This is a genomic window from Leucobacter sp. GX24907, assembly GCF_053567335.1.
Genome location: NZ_JBSGPD010000005.1, coordinates 81,479 through 99,060 on the forward strand (window position 1 = coordinate 81,479; position 17,582 = coordinate 99,060).

The window sequence follows — 17,582 nt, forward strand, 5'->3', positions numbered from 1 at the left end:
CAGTGGAGGGATCTTCCCCTAAGATGGTTCACGGAGATATGCCGGAGCGGCCGAACGGACTTCACTGCTAATGAAGGGTCGGGGTTAAACTCGACCGGGGGTTCAAATCCCCCTATCTCCGCCAGAAAACCCCCGCTCACGCGGGGGTTTTCCCGTTTTCAGAGCGCCCTACTCGCTAGAAGACCGTGCGCCCGCCAGAGCACGTCTCATTGCCTGCGAGCTGTCCGGTCACACTCTCCGGCAGCTTGACGCGATCGCCGCCTTCAGTAGCAGGCTCTTCGGTGGCCGCTCCGTCAGTCGACGGCTCAGTGGTTTCCGCGGGAGCCTCCTCGGTCGGAGGCGTCTGCGCACCCTCGTCCTCAGCACCCGCTTCGACACCCTCGCCAACGCTTCCGGGCTCGAAGGGCACGCCCGACTTGACCACGTCGAGCATCACTTGTGCATCGTCGTAGTTCGGTGTGAGACGTCCCTCCTCGTACGGGTGGTTGAACGTCGGGTATTGGATGAAGCCGATGCGATCCACGTCGATGTCCTTGACCGTGCCGGCCACTGCCTGCAGGAACGGCACCGACGCCATGTTCTTCGAGAACAACGCATTCTCAACGCCGGCCTTTGCGAGACTGTACACCTTGCGCGGGTCTGAAAGCGTCTCGGAACTCTGCAGCTGGCGCACGAGCGCCGACATGAATACCTGCTGGTTGCTGATGCGGCTGGTATCGCCGCCATCGCCGACGCCATGGCGCGTGCGGAGGAACTGCAGGGCATCCTTGCCGACGAGAGTGTTCATGCCGGCAGGCAGATCAAGATCGGCCTTCGGGTCGACGATCGGCTGTGCGAGGCACACGTCGACGCCACCGATCGCGTTCGAGACGCCGATGACACCATCGAAGGTGATGAGGCCGGCGTAGGGGATGTCCATGCCGGTGAGCTCAGAGACCGTCTTCACCACGCACGGCAATCCGCCGTAGCCGATTGCGGTGTTGAGCTGCTGCTCGCTCATCGCTGGGTAGTAGTTCGGTTCGCCGTTAGGCCCCGGGCAGCTCGGGATCGGCACCATCAGGTCGCGCGGAAAGCTGATGACCGTCGCGCTCTCATGATCCGCCGACACGTGCAGCAGCAGGTTGACGTCGTTGAGTTCGCCTTCTTCACCGTCATTGATCGACTGCCCGTTCCGAGAGTCAGACCCGACCAGCAGAATCGTCAGCTCACCATCGATGCTCTGCAGACCGGCACCCACTGTGTCGGCCTCGCCCTCGAGCTCGACCGTTTCGACCTTCTGCTGGAGAGCCAGCACCGCGTAGGCAGCGACCGACACCGTACTGAACACTGCGACGAGAGCGGCAGTGAGCGCAACGCGCGCGATATTCGCCCAGGTGTTAGAGCGGCGCAGCCGCGCATGCCGCGCACTGCTCCAGCTCGCGGAATCCTCCGCCATGTCTTCTGCCATGTATTCGTTCCCCGGTGTCGAGTGCAAGCACAACGCCTCGTGCTCGCAGATATCCTTCGAACCTACCCGACTCCGCTGGAAGGGGCCTTAAGCCCCCCCAACACGCCTAGTGAGCGGAGCGGTAGGCCTCGATCACGGCGCCGGGAATGCGGCCGCGGTCGCTCACGGCGTGGCCGTTGTCGCGAGCCCAGGCACGGATTGCCTGCAGCTCTTCCTTGCGTGCCCCCGATGCTGCGCCACTACGACGGCGAGGCTTCGCAGCGGATCCCTCAGCTCGCCTGGCCTTCGCAATGTACGGGCTGAGCGCGTTGCGCAGCTCGCTCAGGTTCTCCTCGCTGAGCTCGATCTCGTAGTCGGCCCCCTCGAGCCCGAACGAGACCGTGCGCGCATTCGGTGCGCCGTCAATGTCGTCGATGAGTTCGGTGATGATGCGCTTCGCCATGGTGATCCTTCGGGTCTATTCGATGCTGTGAATCGATATCGAATTCGAAGGTTCGAATTCGATTCATCTGCACACAGAATAGCGCCCCACTATCTCCGTGCCTGAGAAGAAACAAAACAAATACAGGCAAGGTCGGTACGAGAATAGAGGATCGCCGCAGCTGGATTCGCATGCAGGCTCCCGTCCTGCTGCTATAGTCGCCTATGAGCAGGGGAGTATCCCGAACTCTTCGCGATCGTCATCACGTTCGGCACTGAGACCGGACCGGCGCGAAGGCCCTCTGGGCGGGAGAGACTTGTGCGGTTTGGCGAACGCACCAGGAGGACCCTTTGGAAATCAATGCTCTGACATGGACGCTCACGATCGCTGTGATCGTTGCGCTCCTCCTCTTCGACTACTTCGCACACGTGCGAAAAGCACACGCGCCATCAATATCTGAAGCGGCGGTTTGGTCAGCCATATATGTCGGCGTCGCCCTACTGTTCGGATTGGTGTTCTTCGCCTTCGGCGACACTTCTCATGCGATCGAATACTACGCCGGATATATCACTGAGAAGGCGCTCAGCGTCGACAACCTCTTCGTCTTCCTGGTGATCATGTCGTCTTTTCAGGTGCCTCGCGAATATCAGCAGAAGGTACTTCTCTTTGGCATTACCTTTGCGCTCATCTCGCGTACCGCCTTTATCTTGCTCGGCGCCGCGATCATCGAAGCATGGTCCGATGTCTTCTACCTCTTCGGGCTCGCGCTGCTGCTCGTCGCCGGTCAGCAGCTCAAGGGCGAGCTGACAGGCGGTCCAGACAACTCCGATGATGCAGACAACGTCATGGTGCGGCTCGCGAAGCGCTTCCTCCCGGCTTCTGATCGATTCGACGGTGATCGACTGTTCACCCGAGAGAACGGTCGCCGAGTGATCACTCCGATGCTGCTCGTGATGATCGCCATCGGCGCCACCGACCTCCTGTTTGCTTTCGACTCGATTCCTGCGATCTTTGGTCTGACCCAGGATGCCTACATCGTCTTCACCGCAACGGCCTTCTCACTCATGGGGCTGCGACAGCTCTACTTCCTCATCGACGGCCTGCTGGATCGGCTCGTGTACCTCTCGTACGGCCTTGCGGCGATTCTCGGGTTCATCGGAGTGAAACTGATCCTCCACGCCCTGCATGAGAACAATCTCTTCTTCATCAATGACGGTGCGAATGTTCCGGTCGTGGAGATTCCAACCCCGCTGTCGCTGCTCGTGATCATGGCCGTGCTGACCGTGACCGTGGTCGCATCGCTCCTGAGCCCCAAGGGGCGCGCGCTCCGAGCGCTGCAGAATGCGGAACGCTACGCGCACCGATACACAGAGCTTGATGAGCAGGTGCCGGCCAAGACCCGCGACGCTGCGGCGACGCTCATGGATACGTGGACCTCACGTGCCGAATCCGTGCCGCAGAAGTTCCGTGACGAGCTGATTCCGCACAAGGACCACTATTCGCGAATCATCCGTACGGCGCATGAAACCCGTCTCGCCGATGCTCGCCGCGAGGGCCTACCCGCTCCTGTCTCCGAAGAGATCATCGACAACGATGGCCCAGCAGTCTGAGACCGGGTGCGCGAGCACGTCAGTGATTCTCAATACTCGCCTCAAGGCCTCTTCCGCAACCCCCTATTCCATACTGCACGCGCCTGGCAGGCTTGCTCTCGCAATCGTCCATGGATGAGAGGAGTCGATATGAGTGCATCGGACAAGCTTGAAGCCGGTATGGATAAGCTGAAGGGCAACGTCAAGGAGGCCGCTGGCAAGGCCACTGATAACACGCGCCTCGAGGCCGAAGGAAAGGTCGATCAGGCGAAGGGTGAGGCCAAGCAGGCTGCAGAGAAGGCCAAGGACAGCGTGAAGGACGCATTCGGGGGTTAACTTCGCAGCGCGCCTTTCAGGCCGCAAGAACGTAAGTAGAAAGCCCGGTCAGATCTCAGGATCTGACCGGGCTTTCTCGTGGCGGAGGGTAAGGGATTCGAACCCTTGAGACGGAGTTACCGCCCACTTGTTTTCAAGACAAGCTCCTTCGGCCGCTCGGACAACCCTCCGCCGAAGAGCTTAGCGGATCGTCAGCCGAGCTCGCGCGCTGCCACTCACCCGAGCAGTTCAGGGAAGCGCTCACGCAGCGCTTGGAGTAGCCCGTTCTCTTCGATCGTGCCGGTCACACGATTCGCCGCAGCCCGCACATCCCGATTCGCCTGCCCCATGGCCACCGAATCTCCTGCTCGTCCGGCCCAACGCAGCATAGCGATATCGTTCTGCCCATCGCCCGCGGCGAAGACCCGGCTCCCGGCGATACCGCACCGCGATGCCACGACCTCGAGCGCGCTCTCCTTCGAGACCCCGTCGGGAGCGATATCGAGCCAGATCGTGTCGCCGACCGCGTAGGTCACGTTGCTGAGCCCAACCGACATGGCGGCGTCGATGAAGTCTTCGAGGCGGTGCGAGGGCGACATGACGAGCACGCGCGACACCTGCTTACCGAGCAACTCGTCGAAGGACACCAACCGCTGTTCTACGGGCAGCGTGCCTGACGGAATTGCGTCGGTGTAGAGGAAGGATCCGTCGGCGAGCTCCGCCCCGTAGCGAGCTCCTGCGAGCACCGGCCGCACACGCCGCAGAATCTCGGTCGCGTCAAAAGCCTCGACATACTCGCGCCGGTACCCGCGATCGCCGAGCGCGGTGCGCCGCAGGGTGACGGCGCCGTTCGCGCACACCACCCATTCCGGACGGATGCCGAGCGCTTCGATAATCGGCAGCGTCGCATCGACCGAGCGTCCCGTGGCGATGACGACTTCGTGCCCGGCATTGTGCAGGGTACGGATCGCCTCAGCGAGATCCGGGTCGATGGGAGCGGATGCCGCGAAACCGGTCCCGCCGTCACCGCTCGGCGCACGCTCGCCCACGTGACCGTGATTGAGTACGGTCCCGTCGAGATCGAGGGCGACCAGGTAGCGTGCCGCAGGGTTCATTCGAGCCGTCGTCATTGCGCTCAGCTCTGCTTCGAGGAGTCGCGCTCAGGTTCGAGCACCTCGAGGCCGCCAAGGTACGGTCGTAATCCCTCGGGCACGACCACGCTGCCATCCTCGCGCTGGTGGGTTTCGAGGATCGCCACCAGCCAGCGAGTGGTCGCCAGGGTGCCGTTCAACGTTGCTGCAGGAGCCGTCTTTCCACTCTCCGTGCGGTAGCGCGTGGCGAGACGCCGCGCCTGGTAGGTCGTGCAGTTCGAGGTCGAGGTGAGCTCGCGATAGGTGCCCTGGGTCGGGATCCACGCCTCAATGTCGAACTTGCGTGCCGCACTCGACCCCAGGTCGCCCGCTGCAACGTCGATCACCCGGTAGTGCAAGCCGAGTAGCTGCAGCATCTCTTCCTGCCAGGCGACGAGGCGATCGTGCTCGGCCTCGGCCTCGTTCGGGTCTGCATAGACGAACATCTCGAGTTTGTTGAACTGGTGCACTCGCAGGATCCCGCGCGTGTCTTTGCCGTGCGAGCCGGCCTCGCTGCGATAGCACGTGGACCACCCGGCGTAGCGCAGTGGCCCGTCACTGAGATCGATGATCTCGTCGGAGTGGTACCCGGCGAGTGCGACCTCACTGGTACCGGTGAGGTAGAGATTCTGATCCTGCAGATGGTAGACCTCGTCGGCGTGCTCGCCGAGGAAGCCGGTGCCCTGCATCACTTCTGGCTTGACGAGTGTCGGCGTGATCAGGGGCGTGAAGCCGTTGGCCAGCGCGCGGTCGAGCGCGAGGTTCATGAGCGCGATCTCGAGGCGGGCGCCGACGCCGCGCAAGAAGTAGAACCGTGCGCCCGACACCTTGGCTCCGCGCTCCATGTCGATCGCCCCGAGCAGCTCGCCGAGCTCGAGGTGATCGCGTGGCTCGAAGTCGAACTCGGGCAGATCGCCGTGAGTGCGGAGGGTGACGAAGTTCTCCTCACCGCCCTCGGGCACACCATCGATCACGAGATTCTCGATCGCGAGCGAGAGCCCCGTGAACTCCTCCTCGGCTACCTTCGCACGAGCGTCCGCAGCCTTCACTGCGGCTGCGAGCTCCTGCGCCTTGGCGATGAGCGCCGGCTTCTCCTCCTTCGAGGCGGCCTTCACCTGCTTGCCGAACTGGTTCTGCTCGGCCCGCAGCGTCTCATACTCGGTGAGTGCGGCCCTGCGCGCCGCGTCGGCGGCGAGCGCCCGATCCACGACACTCTCATCGTTGCCTCGGGCGCGCTGGGAACGCTTGACGGTCTCGGGATCATTGCGAAGCAGAACTGGATCGATCACCCCGCCAGTCTACTGAGTGCCGCTTCGGAACACCCTGGCGCTACTCTGGTGGTCATGGCTCCACGCTCCGCGCCTGCTCTGCCGAGCGCTGCCGTCGTCTATCACCCCTTGAAGACCGACATCACGGCACTCCGCTCTGCGATCGCGTCAGAGCAGCAGCGTGCCGGATGGGCGAAGACGCGCTGGTACGCAACCGATGCCGACGACGCCGGCATCTCGGCCACGATGCAGGCCCTCGCCGACGGAGCCTCGCTGATCATCGCGTCGGGCGGTGACGGAACGATCCGCGCGGTCGCCGAGACGCTGAGGGGCACCGGTGTTCCGCTCACGATCGCGCCGCAGGGCACCGGCAATCTGCTCGCACGCAACCTCGGAGTGCCACTGGGTGATGTGTCTGCCGTCGCTCGCGCTGCGTTCCGCGGCACCAATCGTCCGATCGACCTCGGTGTCGTCTCGATCGTGCGGGCCGACGAGTCCGAAGACGAGCACGTCTTCCTCGTACTCGCGGGCATGGGCCTCGACGCTCGCACGATCGGCGCGACCCGATCCACCCTGAAGAAGCGCTTGGGATGGCTCGCATACGTCGATGCCGGGGTGCGCACCATGCTGAAGGATCGGCCGCTCGAAATCCACTACGCAGTCGACGGGTCGGATGTGAAGCCGCTGTCGGTCTACACGGTCATGATCGGCAACTGCGGGCTCATGCCAGGAGGGGTGCTGCTGATTCCCGACGCCGAGATCGACGACGGGCAGCTCGATGTCGTCGCCCTGCGCCCGCTCGGGCCGTTCTCATGGCTGCGGATCTGGAACAAGATCGGGTGGGAGAATGGTGTGCTGCGCAAGTCGAAGGCGGGTCGTCGAATTATCGATCTCGTCAACGACACCCGGAGCGTTTCCTACGTGCGCGCGACAGAGTACGCGCTCGCCGTGACGAAGCCGGAGCCGATCCAGCTCGATGGCGACGATTTCGGTCTCGCGCTGTCGGTGCACGGCACCGTCGACCCCGGCGCGCTCACGGTGCGCGTGCTCAGCGAGTGGCGTCGGGCGAATTGACTCGGCGCCGCGCGCTGACTCAGCGCCGCGCACCGGCGCTGAGTTTTCACACGCACCGGGCTGATTTCTCACGCACATACCGGCGCTGATTTCTCAGGGCAGGATCAGCACTTCGATATGGGATCAGCGCGTAGATATGCCCACTTTCGGTGATTTTGGCATATCTACGTGCTGATCCCATATTGAAGCGCTGCTGCACGAGGCGTTACTGCGCGAGGCGTTACTGCACGAGACGCCGTTGGATCCGAAGAAGCCCAGGGCTCACCGCTCTCAGTCGGTGCCGGTGCTCACCACCGTCAGTCGGTGCCGGTGAGAATCATCCGTAACCAGTCGCGCGCCTCTCGGAACGTCTCGTCGTCGTGCACCGCCTGCGTGACGGGCGCCACCCGGTCGGCGCGCGGGTAGGAGCCGAGGAAGACGACGCGCGGGCTGAAGCGCTTGAGTCCGAGCAGGGCATCGGCGACGCGCTCATCGGTGACGTGTCCCTCGGCGTCGATGACGAAGCGATAGCGCCCCATGCGGTCACCGATGGGGCGCGAGGCGAGCAGCGTCAGGTTCACCCCGCGGGTGGCGAACTGCTCGAGCATCTCGAGCAGGGCACCGGGCCGGTCTGCGGGGAGCTCCGCGATGAGACTCGTCTTGTCGGCTCCGGTGGCACGACCGATCGGCCCGGGGCGACCGACCAACACGAAGCGGGTCTGAGCATCGGGGTTCTCTGCGATTCCGGATGCGAGCACCTCGACATCGTGGTGCGCCTCGATACCGGGAGGTGCGATCGCAGCGTCGATGTCGGCGTCGGACTCGAAGAGATCGACCACCGCCTGCACATTCGAGGCCGCCGGCAAATGCTGGTGACGCGGCACCTGGTCGTCGAGCCACGCGCGGCACTGCCCGTATGCGACCGGGTGGGCGCTCACCACACGAATGTCTTCGAGCTTCGTGCCGGGGCGAACGACCAATACGAAGTTCACCGGAACGAGATACTCGCCAGTGATCCGCAAACCGGGGATCGTCGCCAGCGCGTCCTGTGCGACGGTGACCCCGCCGTCGATCGAGTTCTCGATCGCGATCATCGCCGCATCACTGTCGCCGCTGACGACATCGCCGAGAGCCTCGCCGAGGTTGGCAACCGGGTTCCACTCTTGCCCGACGGCCTCGGGCACCTGCTTGAGTGCGGCCTCGGTAAACGTCCCCGCCGGCCCCAGGTAGGAGTAACGGCGGAGGGTCTCGGGGCGCGCTGTCATGGGTACCAGAGTACCGCGACCGATCTACACGGGCACCGCGGCCGAATTACGCGAGCACCCCGAACGATCTACGCGAGTGCTGCGGTAACGAGCGCCTGCGCCGCCGCCTGCACGAGGGCGAGATGCTCGGGTCCGCGGAAGGACTCGGCGTAGATCTTCATGACGTCTTCGGTGCCGGACGGGCGTGCCGCGAACCAGGCGTGCTCCGTCTCGACCTTCAGTCCTCCGATTGCGGCCCCGTTACCGGGCGCTTCCGTGGAAATCGAAGTGATCGGGTCGCCGGCGAGCTCGGTGTCGGCGACGTCATCGGCGCTGAGCGCACGCAGCCTGGCCTTCTGCTCGGGGGTCGCCGGCGCATCGATGCGCGCGTAGGCCGGGTCCCCGAAACGCTCGGCGAGGGCCCGGTACCGCTCTGAAGGCGCCTGTCCGGTGACCGCTCGGATCTCGGCTGCGAGCAGGCACAGCAGGATCCCGTCCTTGTCGGTGCTCCACGGTGTCCCGTCGAAGCGGAGGAACGAGGCCCCGGCGCTCTCCTCCCCGCCGAACACGACCGAGCCGTCTGAGAGGCCGGGCACGAACCACTTGAACCCCACGGGCACCTCGAGCAGCCGGCGCCCGTGCGCGGCCACGACGCGGTCGATCATCGCGGAGGATACGAGCGTCTTGCCGATCCCCGCGTCGACCGGCCAGTCGGGTCGGTACTCGAGCAGGTAGTCGATCGCGACCGCGAGGAAGTGGTTCGGGTTCATCAACCCCGCGTCGCGTGTGACGATGCCGTGACGGTCGGCATCGGCATCGTTCGCGACGACGAGTTCGAAGTCCTGGCGGTACTCGGCGACGGTCTCCATGACGTGCGCGGATGAGGGATCCATGCGGATCCTCCCATCCCAGTCGAGTCGCATGAAGCCCCACTGCGGGTCGATGCCAGGGCCGAGCACGGTGAGGTCGAGTGCGTAGCGGTCTCGGATCGCCGCCCAGTACGCGGTCGCCGAACCACCGAGGGGATGCGCAGCAAATCGGACCCCGGCATCGCGGATCGCCTCGAGGTCGATGACCTCCCCCAGACCCTCCACGTAGGTTCCAAGAAAGTCGTAATGACCGATGGGCGCGGCCTCATGAGTGGCTGCGGATCTCAAGGATTCCTCGCCGCCGAGCTGCAGGATCTCGTTCGCCCGATCTGCGATCCAATTGGTCGCGTCGGTGTCGGCGGGCCCACCGTGCGGAGGGTTGTACTTGATACCGCCATCGGTGGGCGGGTTGTGACTCGGGGTGATGACGATCCCATCGGCGCGATCCGGGTCGGGTACTTCGCCGGTGCCCACTTCGTCGCCGGCACGTACTTCTTCGGCGGTGCCCGCGGCACGGTCGCGATTGTGGGTGAGGATCGCATGACTCACCGAGGGAGTCGGCACGAAGGCCTCGTCACCGGTGCCAGCGGTGGCGAGCACCCGAACCCCCGCCGCTGACAGCACGGTGCGCGCGGTCGCTTCGGCGGGCCCTGAGAGTGCGTGGGTGTCGGCCCCGAGGAAGAGGGGGCCGCGGATTCCCTGCGCGGCACGGTACTCGGCGATGGCACGACTGATCGCCGCGATGTGCGCCTCGGTGAACGAAGCGGTCAGCGCCGAGCCGCGATGCCCTGAGGTGCCGAAAACGACTCGCTGTGCAGGTACGGCCGGGTCCGGAACCATCTCCGCATACGCCGTCAGCAGCGCATCGACGTCGATCAGATCCTGCGCCTCGGCGGGCATCCCGGCTCTCTCATGCATGCTCACAGTCTGCCATTCGGCCCTGCAGGCTCCCCGTTCCGTGAAACCGTGCGTTCACACAGTGCGGCTACTCTGGCGATATGACCGAGAAGCAGAAACCCGCCCCGGCACCGACGACCGAGGCACTCCTTGCACCCACCCGCGACGGTGTCGAGTACTGGCTCACCGACATGGACGGCGTACTCGTCCACGAGAACCGCGCGATTCCTGGCGCCGCCGAACTGCTGCAGCGCTGGCGCGACACCGAGCAGCCGTACCTCGTACTCACCAACAACTCGATCTTCACGGCGCGCGACCTCAGCGCGAGACTCGCCTCATCGGGTATCGAGGTGCCCGAAGACCGCATCTGGACGAGCGCGCTCGCGACGGCGGCCTTCCTGAAGCAACAGCAGCCCGGCGGCACCGCCTACGTGCTCGGCGAAGCCGGCATGTTCACTGCGCTGCATGACGCGGGCTACATCATGACCGAGACGGACCCTGACTTCGTCGTTGTCGGCGAGACCCGGCGCTACTCGTTCGATGCGATCACGAAAGCGATCCGGCTCATCGATCGTGGCGCCCGATTCATCTCGACCAACCCCGACGCGACCGGGCCCAGCCCTGAGGGCCCGTTGCCCGCCACCGGCGCGATCAACGCGCTCATCACCAAGGCCACCGGCAAGGTGCCCTACATCGTGGGCAAGCCGAACCCGATGATGTTCCGCTCGGCAATGAACCGGATCGGCGCGCACTCGCACAACACCGCGATGATCGGCGACCGCATGGACACCGATATCGTCGCGGGCATGGAGGCCGGTCTGCACACGATCCTCGTCATGACCGGCATCTCGGATCGGGCGGAGATCGAGCGCTTCCCGTTCCGCCCGAACGAGGTGTTGCACTCGGTGGCGGATCTCCTGTAGCCGGGGCGCGGAGCGCGCCGCGCTACGCCCTGCCGGAGCGCAGCTTCCTGAAGAGCATCTGCCCCAGGATGAAGATCAGGTACGCGGAGAACGCGACATTTCCCCAGAACGGGTCGATCCAAGTGGCGATCAGCGTTCCGATCGGCACGAAGATGCAGGCCCCGATGCCGACGACCACGGCTGCCCGAACGTCGATATTCTTGCGCGCCAAGTTGCCAAAGGTTGCGGAGATGGACCCAGGGATCATCATGAGCAGCGAGGTGCCCTTGGCCTCGAGATCATTCGCCCCGAAGAAGAACATCAATGCGGGGACCACGACGATTCCACCGCCGACTCCCAGCACTCCCGAGAGAATGCCGGTGACGAAACCGACCAACATCAACAGCACACTGGTCAGCACATCGATCTGGAGGTGATCGGCGCGCGACGGCACCACGAACCAGAGGCTCACGATCACTCCGGCCAGAAACACCATGAATCCCCACTGAATTGCTGATGTGGGGAGCTTCGCCAGCAGCAATGTGCCCACCTGAGCGCCGGCCACGATCCCGATCGCGAGGAAAAGCCCGGCCATCCACACGACATTCCCCTGGAGCGCATAGCTCGTAGCTCCGACGATGGCGGTCGGGAGAATCGCGGTCACCGAGGTCCCAGCCGAGAGCTTGTGGGGCATGCTCAACCAGAGGACCAGAGCAGGAACGATGATGGTTCCGCCACCGATACCGAATAGACCCGAAAGCAAGCCGCCGGCGATACCGACGAGAAGTAAGGAAAGGATCCCCGGCCTGGATTTGGGTTGATTCTTCATAGTTCTTCCTATCTCAAGGCGTGGCTGAGGAGAACAACGGAATCTCGACCCGTCGTCCGCCGAAGGGCTTCGTTCCGGGATGTTCAGGACTCCAAGACATCGGGAGCAGTGGGTGCCAAGCCGGTCTCAGAACCCGTTGCTCTGGGCCACGTGCGCATCTGCACCTGTCAGAGGTGTGCTCGCGTTGCTCAGGTTTCAGGTAGGTGGTTCGATGCTGACGATGCAGGCTGATCGCGGCCTTTCGGATTTCATGGAGTTCGCTCTCTATCGAGGGAAAGCACCGAATGCGGGATCTGTTCGCGTTGAATCTTCGCCGAGGTCTGCCCCACATGCTCCGCCATCAACGCTGCACTTCGCTCTCCGTCTCGCGCACACAGGGCCTCGTAGATTCCCTCGTGCTCTTGCCAGGAGGAGGGTGCCCTGCGCACCACTACCGACGAGAAGTACCACCGTATCCGCCGACGAAGTCCGACCATCAATCGCTCCATGATCGGATTATTCGCAGCAGCGATGATCACACCATGAAAGCGGTCATTCAGTTCCAAGAGCTGGCGAGTGTCTTCCTCTGCCACGGCTTCTCGTCCCACTTCCAGTAACCTTCGCAGCTCCTCCAGACCGTCCTCAGAGATTCTCGCGGCTGCCAACCGAGCGCAGTCGCTCTCCAAGAGAGTGCGCACGTGGAAGATGTCATCGATCTCCTGCACACTCGGGGAGTGCACGAAGGCGCCTCGCCCGCGCTGATGCTGGACAAAGCCTTCCTGTGCGAGCCGCAGAAGCGCCTGCCGAACAGGATTGCGGCTCACACCGAGTCGACGTGCCAAGTCTTCCTCGATCAAATGAGTCCCAGGAGTCAGAACTCCATCCACAATCGATTGCTCGATGGATTCATACACTCGTTCTGGAAGGGACTTGTCCGGCGTGATCTTCTCGATATCCGCTTGCTGTTCGGCCTGCGATCCTTGAAGCAATGACATTTGACTTACCCTTTTCACAATCGACCTGGCTGAGCAGAAGCGGACCGCCTACACCTATCTGCCGACAGCATAGCCCTGGGCTCCTCTCGGATTGGCTGCAGCCCTGAACCAGTCGCCATCTCGGGCGACAGCGCTCAGGCGCCCCTCCGACCAGGCATTGCGTTCGACCACTCGATGCCCGCGGCGCCGCAGTTCCGAAAGCACCCGGTCACCGAAGCGGCTTTCCATATGGACCTCCCCCGGGTACGCATCGCGCGGATAAAAGGAACTCGGCATGTGGGTCGAATGGAAGGCAGGCGCATCAATCGCTTCCTGCAGATTCATCCCTCCATGCACGACGTTCAAGAAGAACTGGAGCTGCCATTGGTCCTGCGAATCGCCGCCGGGCGTTCCGAAAGCGAGCCAGGGTTCTCCGTTGCGCAACGCGAATGACGGCGTGAGCGTGGTTCGCGGGCGCGCGGAGGGGCGGAGAGAGTTCGGGAGTCCTTCCTCCAACCAGAACATCTGACCTCGCGTGCTTAGGCAGAAGCCGAGGCCCGGAACAGTCGGCGACGCTTGGAACCAGCCTCCGCTCGGCGTCGCCGAGATCATCATCCCCGAACTGTCGACTACGTCGACGTGGCAGGTGTCCCCGCGCGAATCTCGACTCACGCCGACTGTGGGCTCACCGATGCCGCTGGATGACAACCCCGCGCTCGATTCGGTCGGATACCTCGGAAGCCGAGCGGCTCGTCCCCCTGGGTTCCCTGGCTGAAGTTCCAGTGAGGCGGTGTCGGTGACGAGACGTCGTCGTTCATCGTTGTATGCATCACTCAATAGATCATTCAGCGGAATATCGCTGAAATCGGGATCCCCGTACCAGGCTTCACGATCCGCATATGCCAGCTTTCCGCACTCCAGGAGCGTGTGCACCCAGTCTGCGGAGCCAGGGCCCATCCCCTCGAGATCGAATCCTTTCAAGAGCGCAAGTTGCTGCAGCAGCACAGGACCCTGCCCCCAAGGACCCGTCTTGCAGACCGTATACTCTCCGTACTCGATCGTGGCCGGCGCCTCGACGGTCGGCTCCCAAGCAGCCAGATCGTCTCCGGTCAGTTGTCCATGATGCTTCTCACCAGAAGTGTCCATGACTGCGTGGTTGCGGCAGAAATCATCAATTGCCTCCGCGACGAACCCTCGGTACCACACATCTCGGGCAACCTGGAGTCGCTGCTCACGGCTTCCCCCTGCGGCTTCTGATTCTTGGATGATCCTCCGATAGGTGGCCGCCAGAGCCGGACGCCTGAATTTCTCTCCACCCTTCGGGACCTTCCCCTCAGGCAACCATGTTTCCGCAGAAGTCGGCCAGTGCTCCCTGAACATGTCTGCAACAGATCCGAGCGCTTCCGACGCCGTTGCAAGCAGAGGCTGCCCTCGTTCCATGTAATGCAATGCCGGCGCCAACACTTCGGGCAACGATAAGGAGCCGTGCCGTTCGAGCAACAGCGTCCAGGCTCCGAACGCCCCCGGCACCACCACCGGAAGCAGCCCTGTTCCGGGCATCAGGTCAAGATCCAAGCCCGTAAGGCTCTCCACCGTCGCTGTCGCAGCAGACACTCCCTGCCCGCAGATCGAAGACACCTCTTGATCGCGCTCAGACCAGACCAGGATAGGCACCTCACCGCCGGGGCCGTTCAAATGCGGCTCCACGACTTGGAGCACGAATCCGGCAGCGGCAGCAGCGTCTGCCGCGTTGCCTCCTCGTTCCAAGATCGACATACCCGCTGCGGAAGCGAGCCAGTGAGTGCTTGACACCATTCCGAAGTTTCCGACGAGTTCCGGTCGTGTGGTGAACATGTTTCCTCCGCCTCGTTTGGTCTTCATACGGCAGCACCGACCTGCTGGACCGCTTCGGTCACCACTCGTGCGCCTGCCTCGGACGCGACCAGTGGAAGGAGACCCTGCGTCGAAATCACGATCCGCACGTGCTCCCCGGGTTCGGCTTGCGCGTCACCAATCGGTTGATCGATCTGCAGCGCCCGCCCGTTCGGCGCATGCACCTCGCAGTTGTAACGGAAGCTCGTCCCCAGATAGGCACGCGTCATCACTTCGGCTTCCAACACCAGGGCAGCGCTCGAGGGACCTCTCGGCTCCTCGGAAGCGGAGAGTCTGGCATGAGCAGGCCGAAAGCCGATATGGGAGATATCCGTTCTATCCACCGGAACCGGGACGCCCTGATTTCGGCTGCCGTCGGCGATGCTCACGCCCACTCGGCCGTGCTCCACCGCCAAGATGTTCTCAACTCCCATGAAATCCGCGACATAGGTGGTTTCCGGTCGTTCCCACAGATCTTCAGGAGTCCCGTACTGCTCCAGCCAGCCTCGATTCAGCACTGCGATGTAATCGGAGATGACGAGCGCTTCCTCCTGATCATGGGTCACGAACACCGCAGTCTGGCCCAGTTCCTGCTGAAGTTTGCGTATCTCCAGTCGGATCTCCTGACGAAGCTTCGCGTCGAGATTCGAGAGCGGCTCGTCGAGCAGCAGCAGCGAGGGCTGAACGGCTATCGCACGAGCCAGTGCGACGCGCTGTTGCTGACCGCCCGAAAGCTCACCGGGGTATCGCTTGCCCAGTACCCCGATGTCGAGCAGCTCCATCATCCGGTGAGTCCGGGCCGCAATTTCTTTGGCAGGCATTCTCCGAGCTTTCAAGCCGTAGCTGATGTTGTCGGCGACGGTCATGTGCGGGAAGAGCGCGTAGTTCTGAAACACGATGGCCGTATCGCGCCGGTTCGGCGGAGCCGATGTGATGTCTTCCCCTGCGAGCAGAATTCGCCCGGAATCAGGCTCATGGAAGCCTGCGATCATGTTGAGCGTCGTGGTCTTTCCGCAACCGCTCGGTCCGAGCAGGCTCAGCAGTTTGCCGCGCTCGACTTCGAGCGACAGATCATGCAACACCGTGTTCTTGCCGTATGATTTGCGCAGGTGCTGCAGGCTCAAGCCCACATCTTCCCCACTGTACGAACCCATAGGTTTCGTATTCATTGCTTCAATCCTCCGGTAAAGGTTCGGCCAAAACCGAACAACTTGTTTGCAAGCGCGAGCAGCACAACGATCAATACGAGTTGCACGACCGCCACCGCAGCGACCGTGGGATCAAGACGCGTCGCAACGTACTGCATCATGGCTACTGGCAGGGTGGTCTCGCCCGGGGCGATCAAGAAGAGACTGATCTCGAGGTTGCCGAACGAGAAGATGAACGCGAGCACGGCCGACGAGAAGATCGCTGGCTTCAGCAGTGGAAGCGACACTCTCCAGAAGGTCTGGAATCGAGTACGGCCGAGATCCATGGACGCACGCTCAAGATCCTCACTCAACCCAAGCACCCCCGCAGAGATCAGTCGGAAGGTCCAGGGCAGGGTGATCAGCACATGCCCCGCAAGAAGCGTGTAGAAGCTTCCAGCCAGATTCAGCCCCAGCATCTGTCCGAGCCTGAACAGGAAGAGGTACAGGGCCATGCTGAGCACGATGTTCGGCACCGTCAGAGGAAGCGTCATCAGATTCTCGATCAACCCGGTCCGCTTGATGCGCCCATACTTGATCGCCAATGCCGCGAGCACGCCCAGGAGCGTGGCGACGACTGCCGTGACCAGCGCGAGCAGCAGGCTGTAAGCAAGCCCTCCGAAGAGTTCACGCTGCTGCGGAAGCTGCAAGTACCAGTCCAGGGTGTAGCCGCCCGCCGGGGGGACCACCAGATAGGACTGTTTGAAGAGGGAAAACCATACGAGCACAGGCACTGGGAGCAGCGATATGGCGAACACGAATACAGTGATCGACCCCAGGATGGGGCGTTGGATCTTCATGATTTCACCCTCCACTTATCGAAGCGCTGCGACATGAACTTGCCGTACAGACCCGAGATCACGAAGCTCAGTGCCACCACCAGCAGCGCCAGTGCAGTGCCTTGCGTCCAATCGTTGTTCCTGGTCACGATCGAATAGATCTCGGGTGACGCCATGGCGACACGAGAACCACCGATAAGCACGGGAGTGGGGTAGGCATTCACCGTGAGCACAAAGGCCAGAGTCGTACCGGCAACGATGCCGGGCATGATCTGAGGGATCGTCACGGTGCGAAACGCTCGCAGCCGTGATGACCCCAGCGACTGGGCCGCGCGCTCAGTCGAGTCCCCGATGGAATCGAGCGAGCTCAGGATCGAGAGCACGATCATCGGGAGGTCGATCAGCGCCATCACCACGACAATGGTCTGCGGGGTCTGCATGAATTCCAATGGCCGATCGCTGAGCCCCCAGGCCTGCGCCCACTGGCTGATGATTCCTGACGGGCTCAGAATGCCGACCCAGCCGATCGACTGCACGACACCTCCTGCGAGGAGCGGGAACAGCACCAGGATCATGAGGAATCCCTTGAGCTTCGGCCTGCTTCTGGAGATGAAGTAGGTCACGGGAAGCGCCAAGATCAGGGCCAGTATCGTCGTCACGACCGCAATCGCGAAGGTGCGAACGAGCACCCCTCGAAGATAGTCATCCGTGAAGATGTTGAGGTAGTTCTCAAACGAGAATCCGCCATCTGAGAAGCCCGTCGCGCTCGGCTTCCCGAAGCTGAACGGCACGATGCCGATCAGAGGAATGATCAGCATCACGACCAG

At 63.0% G+C, this 17,582-nt stretch carries 16 protein-coding genes and 2 tRNA genes; 5 read left to right on the forward strand and 13 right to left on the reverse strand.

Going from position 1 to position 17,582, the window contains the following annotated elements; genetic code table 11:
• The first annotated feature begins 32 nt into the window (after positions 1-32).
• Positions 33-124: transfer RNA gene (locus ACUYV6_RS08905), tRNA-Ser, on the forward strand.
• A 51-nt stretch (positions 125-175) separates the two neighbouring features.
• On the opposite strand, the gene ACUYV6_RS08910 is transcribed toward ACUYV6_RS08905, so the two are convergent.
• On the reverse strand, positions 176-1,447 hold the full coding sequence (locus ACUYV6_RS08910) for an LCP family protein (RefSeq protein WP_449278307.1): 1,272 nt from the start codon (positions 1,445-1,447) through the stop codon (positions 176-178).
• 106 nt (positions 1,448-1,553) lie between these two features.
• A complete protein-coding gene (locus ACUYV6_RS08915; RefSeq protein ID WP_449278308.1) occupies positions 1,554-1,889 on the reverse strand; it encodes a histone-like nucleoid-structuring protein Lsr2 in 336 nt (111 codons plus the stop codon).
• 329 nt (positions 1,890-2,218) lie between these two features.
• Between ACUYV6_RS08915 and ACUYV6_RS08920 the strand changes: the two genes are divergently transcribed.
• Positions 2,219-3,478, forward strand: a complete 1,260-nt coding sequence (locus tag ACUYV6_RS08920) for a TerC family protein (RefSeq protein WP_449278309.1) — start codon at positions 2,219-2,221, stop codon at positions 3,476-3,478.
• Between the two features lie 129 nt (positions 3,479-3,607).
• Entirely contained in the window at positions 3,608-3,793 is a 186-nt protein-coding gene (locus ACUYV6_RS08925) for a CsbD family protein (RefSeq protein ID WP_449278310.1), read from the forward strand.
• Positions 3,794-3,872: 79 nt separating this feature from the next.
• Here ACUYV6_RS08925 and ACUYV6_RS08930 read toward each other — a convergent pair.
• The 3 genes from ACUYV6_RS08930 to serS all read right to left on the reverse strand — a co-directional run bounded on the left by ACUYV6_RS08930 (position 3,873) and on the right by serS (position 6,191).
• Positions 3,873-3,963 (reverse strand) — tRNA-Ser (locus ACUYV6_RS08930).
• 45 nt (positions 3,964-4,008) lie between these two features.
• Entirely contained in the window at positions 4,009-4,902 is an 894-nt protein-coding gene (locus ACUYV6_RS08935; RefSeq protein WP_449278311.1) for an HAD family hydrolase, read from the reverse strand.
• A 5-nt stretch (positions 4,903-4,907) separates the two neighbouring features.
• Positions 4,908-6,191 carry a serine--tRNA ligase gene (gene serS, locus ACUYV6_RS08940; RefSeq protein WP_449278312.1) on the reverse strand — a complete coding sequence of 428 codons (1,284 nt, stop codon included), beginning with the start codon at positions 6,189-6,191 and terminating at the stop codon, positions 4,908-4,910.
• A gap of 54 nt (positions 6,192-6,245) precedes the next feature.
• On the opposite strand from serS, the gene ACUYV6_RS08945 reads away from it, so the two are divergent.
• Complete coding sequence (locus tag ACUYV6_RS08945) at positions 6,246-7,244, forward strand: diacylglycerol/lipid kinase family protein (RefSeq protein WP_449278313.1); 999 nt, start codon at positions 6,246-6,248, stop codon at positions 7,242-7,244.
• Positions 7,245-7,540: 296 nt separating this feature from the next.
• On the opposite strand, the gene pheA is transcribed toward ACUYV6_RS08945, so the two are convergent.
• Both pheA and ACUYV6_RS08955 read right to left on the reverse strand, forming a co-directional pair.
• Positions 7,541-8,488, reverse strand: a complete 948-nt coding sequence (gene pheA / locus ACUYV6_RS08950) for a prephenate dehydratase (protein WP_449278314.1) — start codon at positions 8,486-8,488, stop codon at positions 7,541-7,543.
• A gap of 68 nt (positions 8,489-8,556) precedes the next feature.
• On the reverse strand, positions 8,557-10,254 hold the full coding sequence (locus ACUYV6_RS08955; RefSeq protein ID WP_449278315.1) for a phosphoglucomutase, alpha-D-glucose phosphate-specific: 1,698 nt from the start codon (positions 10,252-10,254) through the stop codon (positions 8,557-8,559).
• Positions 10,255-10,334: 80 nt separating this feature from the next.
• On the opposite strand from ACUYV6_RS08955, the gene ACUYV6_RS08960 reads away from it, so the two are divergent.
• Positions 10,335-11,156, forward strand: coding sequence for an HAD-IIA family hydrolase (locus tag ACUYV6_RS08960; protein ID WP_449278316.1), 822 nt, complete (start codon positions 10,335-10,337; stop codon positions 11,154-11,156).
• A gap of 22 nt (positions 11,157-11,178) precedes the next feature.
• Here ACUYV6_RS08960 and ACUYV6_RS08965 read toward each other — a convergent pair whose 3' ends face one another.
• The 6 genes from ACUYV6_RS08965 to ACUYV6_RS08990 all read right to left on the reverse strand — a co-directional run bounded on the left by ACUYV6_RS08965 (position 11,179) and on the right by ACUYV6_RS08990 (position 17,573).
• On the reverse strand, positions 11,179-11,964 hold the full coding sequence (locus tag ACUYV6_RS08965; RefSeq protein ID WP_449278317.1) for a sulfite exporter TauE/SafE family protein: 786 nt from the start codon (positions 11,962-11,964) through the stop codon (positions 11,179-11,181).
• Positions 11,965-12,212: 248 nt separating this feature from the next.
• Complete coding sequence (locus ACUYV6_RS08970) at positions 12,213-12,938, reverse strand: GntR family transcriptional regulator (RefSeq protein ID WP_449278318.1); 726 nt, start codon at positions 12,936-12,938, stop codon at positions 12,213-12,215.
• Between the two features lie 54 nt (positions 12,939-12,992).
• Complete coding sequence (locus ACUYV6_RS08975; RefSeq protein WP_449278319.1) at positions 12,993-14,771, reverse strand: gamma-glutamyltransferase family protein; 1,779 nt, start codon at positions 14,769-14,771, stop codon at positions 12,993-12,995.
• 23 nt (positions 14,772-14,794) lie between these two features.
• Positions 14,795-15,958 carry an ABC transporter ATP-binding protein gene (locus ACUYV6_RS08980; protein ID WP_449278320.1) on the reverse strand — a complete coding sequence of 388 codons (1,164 nt, stop codon included), beginning with the start codon at positions 15,956-15,958 and terminating at the stop codon, positions 14,795-14,797.
• Positions 15,955-16,776, reverse strand: coding sequence for an ABC transporter permease (locus ACUYV6_RS08985; RefSeq protein ID WP_449278321.1), 822 nt, complete (start codon positions 16,774-16,776; stop codon positions 15,955-15,957). The genes ACUYV6_RS08980 and ACUYV6_RS08985 overlap by 4 nt, the downstream gene beginning before the upstream one ends.
• The gene (locus ACUYV6_RS08990; RefSeq protein WP_449278322.1) at positions 16,773-17,573 is read right to left on the reverse strand and encodes an ABC transporter permease; all 801 of its coding nucleotides are present in this window, start codon (positions 17,571-17,573) and stop codon (positions 16,773-16,775) included. Before ACUYV6_RS08990 ends, ACUYV6_RS08985 begins: the two co-directional genes overlap by 4 nt.
• Positions 17,574-17,582: the final 9 nt, after the last annotated feature.